16 protein-coding genes are annotated in these 16750 nt (G+C 44.6%); 6 read left to right on the forward strand and 10 right to left on the reverse strand.

What is annotated here, in order from left to right; genetic code table 11:
• Positions 1 to 42 precede the first annotated feature (42 nt).
• Positions 43 to 1014 (forward strand): aldo/keto reductase, encoded by a 972-nt coding sequence (locus L3C95_RS18260; RefSeq protein ID WP_236389621.1) that lies wholly within the window; start codon positions 43 to 45, stop codon positions 1012 to 1014.
• A gap of 42 nt (positions 1015 to 1056) precedes the next feature.
• Positions 1057 to 1869, forward strand: a complete 813-nt coding sequence (locus L3C95_RS18265; protein ID WP_236389623.1) for a helix-turn-helix domain-containing protein — start codon at positions 1057 to 1059, stop codon at positions 1867 to 1869.
• A 105-nt stretch (positions 1870 to 1974) separates the two neighbouring features.
• Here L3C95_RS18265 and L3C95_RS18270 read toward each other — a convergent pair whose 3' ends face one another.
• Together L3C95_RS18270 and L3C95_RS18275 are read right to left on the reverse strand one after the other, a co-directional pair.
• Entirely contained in the window at positions 1975 to 2745 is a 771-nt protein-coding gene (locus L3C95_RS18270) for an SDR family oxidoreductase (RefSeq protein WP_236389625.1), read from the reverse strand.
• A 32-nt stretch (positions 2746 to 2777) separates the two neighbouring features.
• A complete protein-coding gene (locus L3C95_RS18275) occupies positions 2778 to 3533 on the reverse strand; it encodes an SDR family NAD(P)-dependent oxidoreductase (RefSeq protein ID WP_236389627.1) in 756 nt (251 codons plus the stop codon).
• A gap of 105 nt (positions 3534 to 3638) precedes the next feature.
• On the opposite strand from L3C95_RS18275, the gene L3C95_RS18280 reads away from it, so the two are divergent.
• Positions 3639 to 3989: a winged helix-turn-helix transcriptional regulator gene (locus tag L3C95_RS18280; protein ID WP_236389628.1), complete on the forward strand. Its 351-nt coding sequence runs from the start codon at positions 3639 to 3641 to the stop codon at positions 3987 to 3989.
• 293 nt (positions 3990 to 4282) lie between these two features.
• Here L3C95_RS18280 and L3C95_RS18285 read toward each other — a convergent pair whose 3' ends face one another.
• Positions 4283 to 4732 carry an SRPBCC family protein gene (locus L3C95_RS18285; protein WP_236389629.1) on the reverse strand — a complete coding sequence of 150 codons (450 nt, stop codon included), beginning with the start codon at positions 4730 to 4732 and terminating at the stop codon, positions 4283 to 4285.
• 482 nt (positions 4733 to 5214) lie between these two features.
• On the opposite strand from L3C95_RS18285, the gene L3C95_RS18290 reads away from it, so the two are divergent.
• Positions 5215 to 6300 carry a helix-turn-helix domain-containing protein gene (locus tag L3C95_RS18290; protein ID WP_236389630.1) on the forward strand — a complete coding sequence of 362 codons (1086 nt, stop codon included), beginning with the start codon at positions 5215 to 5217 and terminating at the stop codon, positions 6298 to 6300.
• Positions 6301 to 6342: 42 nt separating this feature from the next.
• Positions 6343 to 7425 (forward strand): hypothetical protein, encoded by a 1083-nt coding sequence (locus L3C95_RS18295; RefSeq protein ID WP_236389631.1) that lies wholly within the window; start codon positions 6343 to 6345, stop codon positions 7423 to 7425.
• A gap of 26 nt (positions 7426 to 7451) precedes the next feature.
• Here the strand turns inward: L3C95_RS18295 and L3C95_RS18300 are convergent, their stop codons facing one another.
• The 6 genes from L3C95_RS18300 to L3C95_RS18325 form a co-directional block, all read right to left on the reverse strand.
• On the reverse strand, positions 7452 to 8369 hold the full coding sequence (locus L3C95_RS18300) for a helix-turn-helix domain-containing protein (protein WP_236389632.1): 918 nt from the start codon (positions 8367 to 8369) through the stop codon (positions 7452 to 7454).
• 58 nt (positions 8370 to 8427) lie between these two features.
• Positions 8428 to 9165 carry an SDR family oxidoreductase gene (locus tag L3C95_RS18305; protein WP_236389634.1) on the reverse strand — a complete coding sequence of 246 codons (738 nt, stop codon included), beginning with the start codon at positions 9163 to 9165 and terminating at the stop codon, positions 8428 to 8430.
• Between the two features lie 158 nt (positions 9166 to 9323).
• A complete protein-coding gene (locus L3C95_RS18310) occupies positions 9324 to 10103 on the reverse strand; it encodes an SDR family oxidoreductase (RefSeq protein WP_236389636.1) in 780 nt (259 codons plus the stop codon).
• 55 nt (positions 10104 to 10158) lie between these two features.
• Positions 10159 to 10500, reverse strand: coding sequence for a HopJ type III effector protein (locus tag L3C95_RS18315; protein WP_236389638.1), 342 nt, complete (start codon positions 10498 to 10500; stop codon positions 10159 to 10161).
• Between the two features lie 144 nt (positions 10501 to 10644).
• Positions 10645 to 12516: an amidohydrolase gene (locus tag L3C95_RS18320; protein ID WP_236389639.1), complete on the reverse strand. Its 1872-nt coding sequence runs from the start codon at positions 12514 to 12516 to the stop codon at positions 10645 to 10647.
• 250 nt (positions 12517 to 12766) lie between these two features.
• The gene (locus L3C95_RS18325) at positions 12767 to 14764 is read right to left on the reverse strand and encodes a cellulase family glycosylhydrolase (protein ID WP_236389641.1); all 1998 of its coding nucleotides are present in this window, start codon (positions 14762 to 14764) and stop codon (positions 12767 to 12769) included.
• A 379-nt stretch (positions 14765 to 15143) separates the two neighbouring features.
• Here L3C95_RS18325 and L3C95_RS18330 point away from each other — a divergent pair, with 379 nt between their 5' ends.
• On the forward strand, positions 15144 to 15371 hold the full coding sequence (locus tag L3C95_RS18330) for a hypothetical protein (RefSeq protein ID WP_236389643.1): 228 nt from the start codon (positions 15144 to 15146) through the stop codon (positions 15369 to 15371).
• A 35-nt stretch (positions 15372 to 15406) separates the two neighbouring features.
• Here L3C95_RS18330 and L3C95_RS18335 read toward each other — a convergent pair whose 3' ends face one another.
• A complete protein-coding gene (locus L3C95_RS18335; protein WP_236389644.1) occupies positions 15407 to 16690 on the reverse strand; it encodes a hypothetical protein in 1284 nt (427 codons plus the stop codon).
• Positions 16691 to 16750 lie beyond the last annotated feature (60 nt).

Raw genomic sequence — 16750 nt, forward strand, 5'->3', positions numbered from 1 at the left:
GGAAGCTGATCTTTGTGTCATTAAATCAATAAAACAAGAGCAATGACAACAATAACAAAAGTAGCCCTGGGCAAAAACGGACCACTCGTATCTAAACTTGGCCTGGGATGTATGCGCATGTCGCCCGTTTGGGGAGGCGTTGCCAGAGATGAAAGCGAAAGCATTGCAACCATTCACGCAGCACTGGACAGCGGCATTAACTTTCTCAATACAGGCGATTTTTACGGTAGCGGCCACAATGAACTGCTGGTGGGCAAAGCCATCAAAGGCAGAAGAGACGACGCCTTCATCAGCGTCAAGTTTGGTGCGATCTTCTATGGCAGCCAATGGCTCGGGTTGGACCTTCGCCCTATAGCCATCAAAAACTTTATCAACTATTCCCTGGTACGTTTGGGCATTGATACCATCGACCTTTATCAGCCTTGCAGACTTGACAATAGCGTTCCTATAGAAGATGTGGTTGGTACTATCGCCGACCTGATTAAAGAAGGCAAGGTGCGTCACCTCGGCGTCTCCGAAATAACCGCCGATCAGCTGCGCAAGGCACATAGTGTTCACCCTGTAACTGCATTGGAAATAGGTTATTCACTGGCTGACCGCCAGATAGAGAGTGATCTGCTTCCTACGGCTAAAGAGCTGGGCATCGGCGTTGTGGCATTTGCCAACACGGCCGAAGGCTTACTCACTGGTGATATGAAAGCACCTCTTCCGGCTGATGCATACCAGAATCACTTCTCACGTTTTCAGGGAGAGAACCTGATAAAGAACCTGGAAAAGGTGGAAGTATTAAAGCAAATGGCGAAGGACAAAGGATATACACCGACCCAATTGGCCATTGCCTGGGTGAATGCACAGGGAGATCATATCTTACCACTGGTGAGCATGAACCGGAAATCACGTCTGGAAGAAAACATGCAGGCTATGGGAGTTACCTTCACTGCCGATGAGATGAATACGCTTAACACGCATTTCTCACCAGGTGCAATACTGGGAGGCACATACCTGCATAGATAATACGCATGCACATAAGCGCTATCTGTTTTATATCTTTACACAATGACGTATCGAACTGATATACTTCCGGGTGTCATCTTTTTCTCCTATCTCACTGGCAAGTTAAAGGAGAAAGTAGCATTCCTGCAGCACAAAACGCTGGTATTACAGGTTTCCGGTCGTTTTACGATGGAAACTGCTAATCAGACCATCTCAATGGAGCGCGGTCAGATGTTGCTGATACATAAAAACCAGTTGGCGGAAATTACGAAAACGCCTGTGGAGGGTGAGGATTATCAAACAATTGTGATTGTGCTGAACGAAGACCTGCTTCGACAAATAGCCCTGGAGGAACAAATAGAGACTGGACTGAAATACACGGGCCCTGCCAACATTCTTATCCCGGGGAACGATTTCCTGCAGGCATTCTTTCAATCCCTGATGCCATATGTCAGGCATCCGGACGAACAGATAACGAAAGCGGTGGCGATATTAAAAGTAAAGGAAGCCGTTCTTCTCCTGCTGAATACTATGCCGGAACTCCGGAAACTGCTATTTGACTTTTCGGAACCTTATAAGATCGACCTGGAGAAATTCATGCTCGGCAATTTTCATTACAATGTTCCCATTGAAAAATTTGCACAGCTCACGGGACGAAGTCTTGCCGGATTTAAGCGTGATTTTCACAAGATATTCGACACGGCTCCACGGCAATGGCTACTGGAAAGGAGACTGGCTGAAGCCAGGCATCTTATAGAAAGGAAAAAGAAAAAGCCGTCTGAAATTTATCTCGATCTGGGATTTGAAAGCCTCTCCCATTTCTCGCATTCGTTTAAGAAGAAATTCGGAAAGGCGCCTACCGAGTGGTTAGCTTAAGGCTGCCAATCGCATCAGATCAATTGCCCAATAGCTCGGGCACTATAGCATTCACAAAAAAGAGACAAACCTTTGAAGGCTTGTCTCTTTTTCGTTTCATACAGATTATTTCATCAGACTGATATTGGTGAGGCCACCGTCCGAAAGAATTTCGGTACCAACTATAAAAGCGGAATCATCCGATGCTAAAAATACAGCAGCGTTTCCGATATCAGACGGAAGTCCTTGTCTGCCAGCAGGGGTAATATCTATCCACGCTTGCTTCACCTGTTCCAATTGTTCCTGCGGTACGATCTTTCCAAAAACAGGCGTGTCAATAGAGCCTGGCGAAAGGGTATTAACCCTTATTTTCCTTGACAACAAATCGAGCGACAAGCCTTTGGCGAATGATATGATAGCCGCTTTTGCCGCCGAATAAATAGCCATTCCCGGTGCAGCACGATGCGCAGCACTCGATCCGATAAGTATGATGGACGCACCGTCATTTAAATATGGAAGCGATTTTTGTACCGTGAAATAGGCACTTTTTAAATTCAGATCCATATAACGGTCGTAATTTTCTTCCGTAACATCGCTTATCGCAGCCATTGGAACACCATCCACAATACCGCCTGCATTCACTACCACTACATCAATTTTTCCAAATTTATCAGCGGTTCTTTTGAATACATTTTCCAGATCATTAAGATTCGTAACATCACCTTTAATACCAATAAAGCCTTCTCCCAATGACTCCACAGCGCTGTTTAATGTAGCCTCATTTCTTCCGGTCACAGTACCAACCGCACCCTCATTTTTGAATGCTTCCGCAATGCCGAACCCAATACCACTATTGCCGCCTGTAACTACGGCTACTTTACTTTTTAACTTACCCATTCTATCAATTTTTAATTCTTAAATACAGAAACTTACACGCCATAAATACCGCCTGAAACGGAGATCTTCTCACCTGTGATCCACCCCGCATCATCAGAAGCAAGAAATACAGCTACCTTTGCAATGTCTTCGGGCTGGCCGCTGCGGCCAAGTGGCGTAGTGGCCACTAACTTTGCTTCAGCTTCGGTACCTATAAAGCCGGCACTGTGCGAACCTTCTGTTTCCACAACGCCGGGCAAAATGGAATTGATACGGATATTTCTTCCACTGAATTCCTTCGACAAAGAAATTGTAATGGCATCTAATGCTGCCTTGGTGGCAGAATATACCGATCCTGTAGGAAGAGGCATTCTTCCGGCCTCTGAACTGATATTAATAATATTGCCACCCTTGTCGCCAAACAATTTCAAAGACGCCTGGATAGCCAGCAAAGACCCGAGAACATTGATGTTGAATTGCTGATGAAAAGATTCTTCTGATAACTGCTCAATGGGCGAGTACTGGTAAATACCGGCATTATTCACCAGGATATCCAGTCCGCCGAAAGCATTTTTAGTTGCTTCAAACAGCCTGCTTATATCGGCTTCTTTCGCCACATCTCCCTGTACTGAAATAGCAGTGCCTCCATTATCAGTGATGGCTTTAACCACCTTATCAGCGCCTTCCTTGCTTGATGCGTAATTCACAACAACTTTTGCTCCTTCTGCCGCAAAGTATTTGGCAATGGATGCGCCTATCCCTTTTGATGCACCTGTAACGATCGCTACCTTATTCTTTAGTTTGCTCATTTTGTTATTGATTTAATTTCCTGAGTGCAAAGTTAGACCAGGTGAATATATTTTGGTAACTTTGTAACCAAAAGTAACAGTAACCTGGAGGTAACAAAGTAACTTATGGCGTGCACCAATTTTGAAAAGGAATACAAAAATGAAATGAGGGCTGTTCAGGATTCAATGGACGTACTGAACGGAAAATGGAAAATAGCCATTATCTCATCTATCTGCTATTATAGCAAAAGAAGATTCTCCGATATCCTCGACGATATAGATGGCATTTCCAACAAAATGCTGAGCAAGGAATTAAAGGAATTGGAATTAAACAAACTGATCAAACGAACCGTTTTAGACACACAGCCTGTCACTGTTCAGTATGAACTTACTGAGCATGGATATACATTGCAGACCATCATCCAGAACCTCACCGAGTGGGGAATACGGCACCGGAAGGAAATTCTTGGTAAATAACCAACGACCATTCCATAACAAAACCTGTCGTACCCATGGGCTGTACTGATTGCCATCATACTAATGGGGTCATGGCTGACCTCCGGTAACAAGACATGTTCTTACACACCGTAAGATTGTAAGGGACAAAAGACCTTATATGGTCCCCTGCCCCGGGGCACTATCAGCTTCATACAATAACAAAGAGATGTACAATATAAAGGCCGCATAAATCGCATGATTTACGCGGCCTTTATATTGTACATCAGAAATATTATTACTGATGATATTTGAAATCCGGTATACTCCTCCAATCATGCATCCGGAATCTCAGGCTCTACTAACTTAGCCAGCTTTTCCAACGACTCCTGCCAGCCTAAATAGCACATTTCTGCAGGTATAACAGCAGGAATCCCTTCCTGTGTAATCTTTATTTCTGTACCCGCAACAGTCTTCCGCAGTGAGACAGAGGTGGTCATTTCTCCCGGCAGGTTGGCATCGTCAAATTTATCAGTATATTTCAAAAACTCATTCGGTTTCAGTTCCACGTATGTCCCACCGAATGAATGGCTGTTGCCGGTTGAAAAGTTCTGGAATGACATCTTATGCGCACCACCTACTGTCACATTCATTTCATGGACAGTGCAAAGAAATCCATAAGGAGGCAACCACGAAGCAATGGCAGTAGCTTCAGTAAATGCCCGGTATACTTTTTCCGGAGACGTTTTAAAAACTCTGTGTAGTGAAACAGCGTTGTTTGACATAAGATATATTTTTGTTCCTACTCATCTGGCTTTTCGGTTCCGCCCGTTTTTTGGAGTGGTCGCTGCTCCACTTACTTTTGTTTACATATTAACTTCAACACAGCAAAGATGGTAAGAAGATCGAATTGAGACAGCGGCTACATTAGACATTTTAAAGGGCTGTTTACGACCTGACCCGGCCATACTTCTCCAGAGGCGCTTAAAACGTGGTGCAACGCACAAACCTCATCACCGCGGCCTGATAGTGTAAGACATAGTGCCAATCTGGTACCGAAACCGGGAGTTCGATAGTCCAAAACCAGGGCGAAGGTTCGGTCAACCTAGTGTCAACTATATCTCAAGTACATAAAAACAACCCGCCCCTCTTCGGTACTGGGTAGATACGTTCTTCTGAACGCAGGATGAACGCGATCAGGTCAACAAAAAACAGGGAATTAACGCAGAAAGTTTATGGAATTTTCAATTTCAGACATCTGCCTTTTATGACAAGCTATTATCTCACCTGCGGTGGCATGTTCGTATTGGCCCTCGCCCATCTCAGCAATACGCCCAGGGCAAACCCCGTCGCCAATGCCTGGCTGGGTGGCTTCTTCTTCTGCACCGGCAGCGCTGTGCTGGCATTTATTGCACAACACACGGGATTGGATACCCGGTATCCACTTCTGGTACCACTAACCGAATCCATCAGATTGGCTATGGCCCCGTCGCTGTATCTGGGTGTGCTGTACTTTACCTCCGCCCGGCGCTCATGGAAACGCCTGGATTATCTGCATTTTTTGCCGGCGGTATTATTTCTGCCCGTGTTGTTCTTTGGGGGGCGCCATTTACCTCACTTTTTGGGAGTGATTGTCGGTAGCAGCGTTAAGTTACAAATGCTTATATACTGGATACTGTCTTTCAACCTGTTACGTAAGCATAGCCATTCGATCCGGGAGGTTAACGCCGAAGTACAAAGAACGGATCTGAAATGGCTGCAGTACATGTTACTTGGGATCGCCGTGATAATGCTACTGTGGTACAACCAGGTTTTCAGGATGAACGAACAACTGGAACGTTTTACAGGTATTGGCTATTTGTTAGGAGTGTATGTGATTGCCTTCTTCTCGCTACGGCAGAGGGAAATTTTTCCCTATACAGAACCGGAGAAATCGGCCCTGCAGGAAGTCATTGAAAAGAAAACCACCCTTCCACGGCTGGCCGCAGATGACATTCAACGATTAAAAGCCCGCCTGAACCACCTGATGGAAAAGGAGCAACTCTTTACCAACAGCGATCTCAATCTTCCGCAACTGGCTATCAGGATGGAAATTACCGTTCATGAGCTATCCTACCTGCTAAACAAGGGCTACGGACAAAACTTCTATCAATATATCAACCAATACAGAGTAAACCGGGTAAAGGAGTTAATGATTTCAGAAAAGTACCGGCACTTGAGCATCCTGGGTATAGCATTTGAGGCCGGATTTAACTCAAAGACCACCTTTAACACCACTTTCAAAAAAACAGAGGGTATGTCGCCCGCCGAATACCGGGATTTACTGGTACGGATGGATACAACGGGGCGCTAAAACAGCCGCACCTGGCTACTATTGCAGAAAAAACTGGTAGCTATGGAACACTTGAGCTTCTCCCGGAAATTGATCGTTTGTCTGTTGACCGGACTTATTTTCGCCGCCGTTCTTCGCCGCATACTGGCCCGTTATTTAGTCCCCCTGATATCCCTGCAGGCTGCCTGGGCTATTTCTCTATCATGCCTGCTGGCTTGGCTGGTATATGCCTTTGTCTGGCAACGGCAGGAAAAGATTGGAAAGGCTAATTCCCCTGCCCGGCTTATTTTATTTCAGTCCATTATTGCCTGTTCCCTGGCGCTTGACCTGGCCTCCTTCGGGTGGCAGAAAGTCTTCCACCTGCAAATGGTTGTTCCCCTTGGAGAACTGGACCTTCCGTTTAACAGTCTGGATGGAGAGACGCTTACCTGGGCTTATTTCAGGCGATCCTATCCATTTACTGTAAGCATTGCCGTTGCACAGATAGCCAGCGCTTATCTACTATTATGGTCAAGAACCAGACTGCTGGGACTGATCTGCATGGTACCCATCTTGCTAAACATTATCCTGATAGACTTTTTCTATCATCTCCCTGTGGGAGTCCTGGTGCATGCAATCATCTTAATGGCCGGGGTCATTTATTTACTACTGCAATACCAGGCCCATCTTGTTCACTTCTTTTTCCATACGCTGCCCGCTACTGGAACAACCACCACTCACCGCAAGCGGCACACTCACACACTACGTGCATTCGTTATATTACTGCCCCTGGTCCTGCTGGCTACTTTTAATTATCCTGATAAGCATCCGCAGTTCACCGGCAAATACAGCGTTAGTGGTCTTACTGTAAATGGCAGACCATTAAAGGCAAAAAGCCCAAAAGACAGTGTGCTTACTACGCTCTATATGGACCTGCAGGATGATTTTGCGCTTGAGTTTAACAATTACAACAGCAGGTATATAGGAACCTACAAATATGACCCAACAACTGATAGTTTCCAGGTACAGTGGCGTTACCCGGCGGCATTCAAAACACCGTTCCTGGGTATCCTGAAAAAGGCGGATAAAGAGGGGAATTATTCTTTCGTCGGACAAATGGGAACGGATATGCTGCAGATGAAGCTGGAGAAAGTACCCGAACCTTAACGGCTTTTCCATCATCTCTATTTCCCTTAATTAAAAGATCGTCTGAATTCCAGCGGTGAAAGGTTAGTTTTGTTTTTAAACAGCTTGCTAAATGATTGCGGATGTTCAAACCCCAGCTCATAGGCCACTTCACTTACGGTTAAGTTGGTGGTCGATAGTATTTCTTTAGCCTTTTCGATAAGTTTCAGATGTATATGTTGCTGTGCATTCTGTCCGGTAAGAGAACGCAACATATCACTTAAATAGCTTGCAGAAAAGTTCAGTTGTTCCGAAAGATACTGTACGGTCGGAATACCCTGACTTAACGCCATTCTATTATTAAAATATTCATCTAAAACCTCTTCCAGTTTCTGTAATATACTGTTGTTGACTGCCTTACGGGTAATAAACTGCCGCTTGTAAAAACGTTGCGCATAATTCAACAATAATTCAATCTGCGCGATCAGCACATCCTGGCTAAAATCATCTATTCGGCTACTCAACTCCTCTTCTATAATACCAAAAACTGCAACAATAGTTGCCCTTTCTTTCTCTGATAAATGTAATGCCTCATTAGCCGTATATGAAAAGAAACCATACTGTTTGATTTCCTTAGCCAGGGGATAACCCAACAAAAAATCGGGGTGAATGAGCAGGGTGTATCCTGCCTGCTCTTTCACTTCGTCACTGCCGCCAATGATCTGGTTAGGAGAAGCGAACAATAATCCGCCTTCATCAAAATCGTAATGCCCCTGACCATATTTCAATTTGCCGCTGAACTGCGTTTTATACGATATCTTATAAAAGTTCAGTACATGGGAATGGGGCAATTTATTGACGTCGACCGTATTCTGGCTATTGTTGATTAAACTTATCAACGGATGCATAGGCTTAGGTAGGCCCAGCATTCTGTGCGCATCAGATATTGAATGCAGTTTATAACTGTCTGTTTCTTCCTTTTTCATGGCAAAAAGTTTTAAGTTATAACCGGCAGCTAAAACACTGCCGGTTATAATTATTTGTTTACCAGGGAATCTCTCCTGTTACGGGATCATGTTCCTCACTTATAAACTTCCCCGTTGGGCCGTCTTCGCCTACCAACACATATCTCGCTATGCGCGCTCCTGCCTCTTCAACGGTTCCGGTACCGCGGTGTTCATTGAAGTCGGTAGCCGTAAATCCAGGATCAACCGCATTCACTTTAAACGACGTATCACGCAATTCATACGCCAGCACAATCGTATACATATTGAGTGCTGCTTTTGACGGCAGGTACATAGCCCCTTTATGGTGATAATACTTCCAGGAAGGATCGCTGTTTAAGGTAAGCGAACACCCGCTTGATGATACATTCACAATACGCGGCTGTTCCGCTTTTCTCAACAGGTCTATAAAGGCCTGGGTAACCCTTGCAACGCCGTACACATTGACGTTAAATACCTCGTTCATGACAGCAATATCTGAGCCAAGTGCAGTTTGCGGTAGTCCTCCATTGATACCGGCATTGTTGATCAGCGCATCCAGCACATCAGTTTTCCTGCCTATTTCAGCTCTTGCAGCGTTGACTGAGTCCTGGCTGCTTACATCCAATGCTATCACCTCTACTGCATTCAGACCTTCAGCTTTCAATCTGTCTACTGCTAGCTGCCCATTCGCTACGTCACGGCTGCCTAAATAAACATAATATCCTTTTTGCAGCAGCTGGCGTGCGGTTTCTAAGCCAATGCTTTTATTAGCTCCGGTAATGAGTACTTTTTTCATTTTTGCTTTAGATAATCAGGTGGATAAATGAGTTTGTATTTTATGTACACAAAGGTCATCAACCACCGGACGTTACCCGTAGCCTAACCGGGGCTTCTTGTAGTCGAAATGAGGATATAGCTAATTGGCCTGCTATCCGATCATGTCTGCCATGACAACTACAAAGTGTCCTGCAGGAATTTCGCCCATGTTATTGTTCCTGCTCTATTTTCCGGAGTCAGGTTAATACCGGACCTGAAGATATTATAGAAATCGTTTTGAACGGCTGTATCTCTGATGGCATATTTCTTCCCCGCACGCGTAAGATAAGTGTTGGCCAGCTCGCGTATAGAGAAAATTTCCGGTCCGCCGAGCGTCACACACGTCCTTTCCGGCTTGTCTTCTACGCATTTCACAATATATGCCGCCGCATCTCTGATATCTATTGGCTGAAACGACATATTATCCGGTAGCTCAATCACCGACTCCCGTTCATTGGACCCAGGTACCAAAATGCGGTGAAGGATAAAGTCATGAAATTGCGTGATCCGTATGATCGTGTACGGGAATCTGGATTTCTCGATTAGTTTCTCTGTAGCATACTTGTTCTGGTAGTATACATAGCTACTCTGATCAACACCACAAATCGATATATAGATGATATGCGGCGATCTGTCTGATGGTATGGATGCCAGCAGATGCTCCGTGCCCTGAATATCCACTTCGGCGGAATTACGTGGATTGCTTGCACAGTGAATAATGACATCAGCATTCGCCGCAGCCTCCTGTAAACCTGTTCCCAACGCAAGATTACCAAAAGCAGCTATTGCACCTTCCTCAACAACGGCATTTTCCCTTGACGTTAAAATAACCGGCGCATACTTCTTCCCGATCAATTGCTGCGCGATCTGTTTTCCTAGTGTGCCCGTGCCTCCGGTTATTAAAATATTCTGTTTCATAGTTCGACTGATGATGTGATTAAACGCAATAGCTTTTCACGCCGGCCCTCATAAACTATTTCGCAACCAATGCCTGTCCCTCAAACACCACTCCTGACCAGCCATGCTTCATAAATTGCCTGATATTCTGGTGATCAGCGGCCTCCGGGCTATTTAATACAGCCTGGTAATGCTCTGCAAATAAATATAAAGTATCTTCTTTACTCAGGTTATTTATCTGCGCGAAAGCAAACACCTTTGCGCTACCCTGATTCTGCGTAGCCTCATTATATGCCTCCCCATTCTTAAAAGCCGTAGGCTGATGCTGGTACCTGGCTTCTATAAATTCAATCACCTCTTTGAACGTGAGTGTATTCTCTTTTAATTTTCCGATCAACGTAATTAGTTCCCTTTCCATTCAGAATAACATGTTTTAAATTAATATCAGATCTTATTTAACGGGTCAAAAATAGAAATTTATTTCAGCGATGGAAACAGAATTTTTATGCATAAAAAAGGAGCCATTGCCCGAAAACAATGACTCCTTTTTATAAACTCACGCTTATATCACACTCATCTTCTTCACATCCTGCTTGCTATAAACCTGCAATCCTCCTACCCATGTCTCCAGCACTTCAATATTCCGCATATGCATATAAGGATCCTTCATGGTAAGCGGATCCTGCTTCAGGATCACAAAATCAGCAAAATGGCCTGGCTTCAGCGAACCGGTCCACTGGTCTGCATAACACTGCCATGCTGCGTCACAAGTTACTGCTGTTAATGCCTGCTCCGCTGTAATACGTTCCGCCGCATGCAAGGCTTGTTCTTCCGGATCGGCCTCCATTATCCGTGTAATTGACTGCTCCATCATTCTTAGAGGTCCCAGCGGACTTACCATATGATCGCTATGCAGTGTTATCTTCATTCCTTCCTTCAGTGCAGTATTACAAGGATCAAGGATAAGGGTCTTGTCCCCGAAAATAGCTTCTTTAAAAGCATATCCCCAATACCCAACATGACCAATCAGGAAGCTCGGAGATATCTCCATTTCCTTCATCGTTTTCAACTGGTCTTTAGTTATTAAAGAGCAATGTTCTATTCTGTTGCGTACACCAGGTTTTTCCTTCGATATATATTCCTGATACACCTGGATAACAAACTGAATGGCCAGGTTACCATTGGCATGGATCATCAGCGGCCAGCCTTTTTTTGTCATGATAGTATGTATCAGGTTCTTATAATCCTCCGGCACTTTCAAAGGTCTCGGATTCTCTCCGAAATTGAAGATACCATAGTTATCTTTAGGATTGCATAAATAGGCCTCAGACTGATACCCTGTCAATCCCTGGTTCGAGCCGTCTGTAATTACTTTTACATGCCCGATGTATACATCCTTGTATTCAGCAGGAGGAGTGTAGTCGGGTAAGCGTTTCGCAACATCTATTGAATCAACTATCTGTGCAGCGCCTATCCGCACTGCACGCTTGTGTACGAGTAAATAGGCGTCAAGTAACTCTTTCTGCTGACTGGTCATCCCGGCATCATACACAAAGGTGGTTCCCCTTTTATTGACCGTCTGGAAAATCTCCTTCAGGTGTTTAAATGTCTCCAGGAACATGGCGTCCATCTGTGGCTTGGGGATTGTTATGAGGGCAGGCTGCATATTGGCTGATTCCTGCAATTGTCCATGTGTGTGCTCCCGGTAATCTTTAAACTCAGGATACTTTTTCCGCAAATGCTTGTTTTTCTCATTGTAGTAAATTGCCTTCAGCGCGGGGGTATTTACATACAGCGTATGCATGGAGGCACTCATTATCATTAAAGGCACCTCTTCGGTAATAGCATCCAGCCGGTCAATATCTACAGTTATTAATTCCTTATTACCTTGTTGCAAAGGCATTAAAGCAGGATCGAGGCCTGCTCCGAGAATCCAGTGGCCCGGCTTCACATAAGGTATCTCCTGTTTAATGATCTCACTAACCATGTGCATATCATATCCCTGACGTAGATCCTGTTGATCAAATCCGCCTACATCCAGCCATCCCATTAATATGGCGGTAGGTATCAGATGAACATGTGGTTCAATAAGACCGGGCAGTAACGTGTGCCCATGTGGCAACACCCTGGAACTAAAACCAGGATGATGTTGTTGCATAAACTCCTTTACATGTTGTTCGGTACCGGTAACAACCACATTGCCATCTGCAAAGCCGATGGCAGGTACAGTTTCAACAGAGCCATTGATCATCGGCCTGATAGTTCCGCCGCTGATCATCAGCTTTTGGGGCTGTTCTTCTTTAACTTTATTCTTTGCTGTTGGTAGTGAGGCAAAGTTTTCCTTAGTAAAAAGCTCTTCTTTTAATATTGTCAGTATCGGATTGTTACAGGCACAATGCGTGCACGAATCATGGTGTACATGTTGGTTTTCCATATTGTTTGAGGTTTTGGTTGCATGATCAACGCTCCGGGAAAATCAACTTTATCCGGAACATTTCAGAAATTGAGGCTAAATCTAACTTAATACAACTGATGATATCAAATTGTTCACTGACCAGCGAATATAACTTGCGTGTAGGTATTGAAAGAAGAGTGGGAACAGCAAATTGAACAGTTGGGGCAGAATACAAAAAATAAAGAGCCCATATACATCTCCCATCAGAAAGACGTATATGGGCCGGTGTTTATTCTTTCACTATCTTCTTTGTCGTTTTTTTATTCCCGCTGATAATTTGTATGATATACATACCTGCGGGTAATTTGCTGACATCCATGTTATAAGTACTTCCGGATGTTGATCCGGACAAATACACCTTTCCATTCATGTCGTGAACACTGATCTGGCTCTTTTGCTGATGACCGGCAGGCATAGTGATCTGCACCTGATCGTGTGTGGGAACAGGATACACGGTGATGTCCTGCAGCTTATTCTTAACAACAGCAGCCGCCACGTTTGCCTGTCTAGCACCGGCAGTGCCATATACTTCAAGTTCATAGATCGAATAGCCATACTCCGATCCGCGTGCGGTTCCGTAGATGCGAACATATCTTCCTGTAGCAGATAAACCGGCATGATCGTTACTGAGCGATGTATTCCCCTGTATGGTTTTTACAGTCGTCCAGTTAGTGTTGTCGGTTGACACCTGTAACAGATAATCCCTTGCATAGGCAGCTTCCCAGTTTATTTTAACCTGAGAGATCGTGTAGTTACTGCCCAGGTCTACGGAGATCCATTGAGGGTCTGCATACATGGTGGCCGACCACCGTGTAGCGCTATTTCCATCAACCGCATAATTGCCTTCAAGTCCGGGTTCTTCCACAGAAGATACAGTCACCGGTTTATTCAGGGCAATGTTTGGCGTAGATACCCGCGTGCCATATACTTCCAGCTCGTAAATGGAATAGCCGTAGGTGGTACCGCGGGCAGTGCCATACATACGAACATATCTTCCTGTAACAGATAAACCGCTATGATCATTACTAAGCGATGTATTCCCCTGTATGGTCTTCACTGTTGTCCAGTTAGTATTATCTGTTGATACCTGCAACAGGTAATCTTTTGCATACGCAGCCTCCCAGCTTATTTTTACCTGTGAGATAGTATAGTTACTACCCAGGTCAACCGTGATCCACTGAGGGTCTACATACGACGCAGAGGCCCAGCGGGTAGATGTATTGCCGTCCACTGCGTACGCGCCAACGAGCGTAGCGTCTTCGATTGATGACACAGTAACGGCTTTACCCAGGGCCAGGTTATTGCCGGAAGAACCGAAATCATCAGCAGGACTCTTCATGTTGTTGCGGATGAAAACACCCGCTTCCTTCAGTTTATTCGTTGTCCATACGTTACCTGAACAAGTGCCACTGGTCCATACAGCACCAGTGAGCGGATTATCGCTATAGTTCCAGTTGGTCCAGCTGATCTTTTTATTCCGCAGCAGGTCCAGATATCTTTGACTCATGGCAAAGTCATTGGGGCCATCACCTGATGATTCCTGTGTACCAAATTCCGTTACGAAAATAGGCAGGCGATCAGAAGCCCAGTCCAGATGGTTCAGGTAAGAATCCTGGTGACTCTTCGCATAAAAGTGAAAGGTGTACATGATATTAGGATAGTTTAGCGGACTATTTATAATATCCTGTGCAGTACTGCCCTCTGACAGTCCAAGTGAGGACCATGCTCTTGTACCGACACAAATAACAGCGTCGTTATCAATAGCCCTGATCACGGGAATAACCTGGTCTGCATAGCTCTTTATACTTGCCCAGCTTACACCATTCGGTTCATTACATATTTCATACAGCACGTTATTATTATTCTTGTAGGTGTTGGCAATATCTGTAAAGAATGTGATGGCCCTGCTGGTGTTATAATTGGGATCGCCGGGAGTGAGCATATGAAAATCAATCAATGCATACAATCCCCGGGCTGTAGCCTTATTCACAAATTGTTTAACCAGGGAAGTGTAATAGGATGGATTCGTCTCGTAGCCATCTTCCTGGACGTACATAGATACACGTAATATATCTGCACCCCAGTCACGGGTAAGCGTATCCAATGACGCATCTGTGATACACCCCGCGTACCATTGAATGCCATGGGTGCTCATGCCCCGCAACTGAATAGGATAGCCATTCTGGTTACAGAGTTTTGTACCAACTACTTTAAGCTGGCCGTTCATTGACACCGGTGTTTGTGAATAGCCGCAGACGGCCGAAAGAAGGCTTACTAATAGGATAACTGGTTTGATTAAGGAGTTTTTCATTCTTGTATTTATTTTGATTATTTAAGGGACATAGGAGGCTCAGGTTGAAAATTGCCGATAGCACTGCTCACGTTAAATGATGATATGGTATAAAGCCGCAATAATGGTTATATAAAACAAATATATGATGTAAATTGAAGACACCTCTACTCATTTTAAGGCAATAAACAATGAGTACTTCCAAACCTTCGGCATTCTTTCCCTTTTCGTCTACACATTTACCTCCTAAATCTACAGCCCATGTTTCGGGCGCTGCCAATCAATAGCTTTGTACTGAATCAAATGTGAATTTATCATGAAAGCATCTACAGAAAGAAAGATTATCCGCTGGTTGCATATTCTCCTGAGCATACCCATCCTTGGCTACATTTATGGGCCGGTATCCACCATGCCTGCGGCTGCCAATGCAGTTCGTTTTGTTTTCCTTCCTGTTGTGGTACTGAGCGGGTTCTTTATGTGGAAACGGCACTGGTTCAGGAGAAAATCAGTTAACAGACAGGTACCCCGGGTCCGGCAGGCCTGATATCAGCGGCGGACGTTAGAGAAGCACATTCGCAATTATTGAAAGTCGTTTTCATAGACAACTTTACCATCAGGGCCTGTGAGCGAAATATCGTCGATTTCAAAAAGGCCGTTTGCACTGAATATCAGCCCGGTAATGAGGCCGGACGATTTTGTATAAGATCTGCTGAATATTTCTTTCTGATCTATATAGAACCGGGCTTCCTTATTTTTCACATTCACTTCAATATTATGCCATTGGCGAATATCACAACCAAAAGCAGACAGGTCGGTAGTTTTTCCGCTCATGTAATGCTCTCCCACATTTGCATCGATAGTACCGGTGCAGCCGGGAAGCGTTGTAAAGAAATATAATGAATTGTGCTGACCGCATATTTCCTGCATGATCATCGGGCACATGACATTTTTAAGTGCCGTAAACCGCATTCTCGCCCGGAACCGGAAGTCATCGCTATCCGCCTTAAATACTTCCGGAAAGTAAGTGTACGTATAAAAGTTTTCCTGCTGAGGATCTATTTTGCTGTTAACTATATCCTCGCGCGTCAGGGTTAATTTACCCTCTTTCACCGGTGTGGCAGCATGGATATAAGTGGGTAGTCCCCGGAAAAGCTCCGGTTTGCTGAAAAAGAACCAGTCGTTCGTCGGGATGCTTACATCAATGGTTTTGACCACCTTATTATTGACGATCAGCTTTGCATTATGATAACCCGGTTCATAGTATATATCAGTTAACGTATGACTATTTTTATCAATTCTCACCCTCCTGTCCCTATCCCATGACTGCTGGATAAAGAAACTGTCACCATCCACCTTGCTGACGTCATATGTAAATACCACTGTGTTGGGAATATCGTTGCTGGTGATCTTCCTGACTGAAAAAGAAACATCCTTTTCATTGACCGTATCAGTTTTCGAAAAATAGGTGTACGATACGATCATCAGGAAAAGAAGAACGGCAGCAGGAATAAACCATTTATAAGACACCCGGCGTTTCCTGCCTTCGGTTACCTCGTCCGGCAACGGCGGCGCTTCTTCCCCGGCACTATTCATCTTTTCTTGTTGCCTGCTCCTGAAATCCTGCCAGCTCTCATACCCAAGGTAAGTACTGATAGCATTCAGGGTAGCTACCTGTGGTAAGCGGTTGAACTGTCCGTTTAACAGTCGCTTGATAGTGGACACACTGATGAGGATACCTGTGTTTTTCTCGATTTCTCCGGATAGGTGCTCAAAATCCCGCTGCCGCAGTGATTCCGGATCAGAAAAGCCTGATTTACAGACAATTTCCAATAGGCAGATCTTTATCAGTTCCTTATCATTCATGTCAGATTGATTGCAGTTTGAACAACTTTGAACGGGTTTTGAACGAGAAATTAATACGTG

The organism is Chitinophaga filiformis, assembly GCF_021646545.1.
Taxonomy (GTDB): domain Bacteria; phylum Bacteroidota; class Bacteroidia; order Chitinophagales; family Chitinophagaceae; genus Chitinophaga; species Chitinophaga filiformis_A.

Coding starts and splice junctions, on each gene's coding strand:
- L3C95_RS18260 (WP_236389621.1), top strand. CDS start 43: ATGACAACAATAACAAAAGTAGCCCTGGGCAAAAACGGACCACTCGTA.
- L3C95_RS18265 (WP_236389623.1), top strand. CDS start 1,057: ATGACGTATCGAACTGATATACTTCCGGGTGTCATCTTTTTCTCCTAT.
- L3C95_RS18270 (WP_236389625.1), bottom strand. CDS start 2,745: ATGGGTAAGTTAAAAAGTAAAGTAGCCGTAGTTACAGGCGGCAATAGT.
- L3C95_RS18275 (WP_236389627.1), bottom strand. CDS start 3,533: ATGAGCAAACTAAAGAATAAGGTAGCGATCGTTACAGGTGCATCAAAA.
- L3C95_RS18280 (WP_236389628.1), top strand. CDS start 3,639: ATGGCGTGCACCAATTTTGAAAAGGAATACAAAAATGAAATGAGGGCT.
- L3C95_RS18285 (WP_236389629.1), bottom strand. CDS start 4,732: ATGTCAAACAACGCTGTTTCACTACACAGAGTTTTTAAAACGTCTCCG.
- L3C95_RS18290 (WP_236389630.1), top strand. CDS start 5,215: ATGACAAGCTATTATCTCACCTGCGGTGGCATGTTCGTATTGGCCCTC.
- L3C95_RS18295 (WP_236389631.1), top strand. CDS start 6,343: ATGGAACACTTGAGCTTCTCCCGGAAATTGATCGTTTGTCTGTTGACC.
- L3C95_RS18300 (WP_236389632.1), bottom strand. CDS start 8,369: ATGAAAAAGGAAGAAACAGACAGTTATAAACTGCATTCAATATCTGAT.
- L3C95_RS18305 (WP_236389634.1), bottom strand. CDS start 9,165: ATGAAAAAAGTACTCATTACCGGAGCTAATAAAAGCATTGGCTTAGAA.
- L3C95_RS18310 (WP_236389636.1), bottom strand. CDS start 10,103: ATGAAACAGAATATTTTAATAACCGGAGGCACGGGCACACTAGGAAAA.
- L3C95_RS18315 (WP_236389638.1), bottom strand. CDS start 10,500: ATGGAAAGGGAACTAATTACGTTGATCGGAAAATTAAAAGAGAATACA.
- L3C95_RS18320 (WP_236389639.1), bottom strand. CDS start 12,516: ATGGAAAACCAACATGTACACCATGATTCGTGCACGCATTGTGCCTGT.
- L3C95_RS18325 (WP_236389641.1), bottom strand. CDS start 14,764: ATGAACGGCCAGCTTAAAGTAGTTGGTACAAAACTCTGTAACCAGAAT.
- L3C95_RS18330 (WP_236389643.1), top strand. CDS start 15,144: ATGAAAGCATCTACAGAAAGAAAGATTATCCGCTGGTTGCATATTCTC.
- L3C95_RS18335 (WP_236389644.1), bottom strand. CDS start 16,690: ATGAATGATAAGGAACTGATAAAGATCTGCCTATTGGAAATTGTCTGT.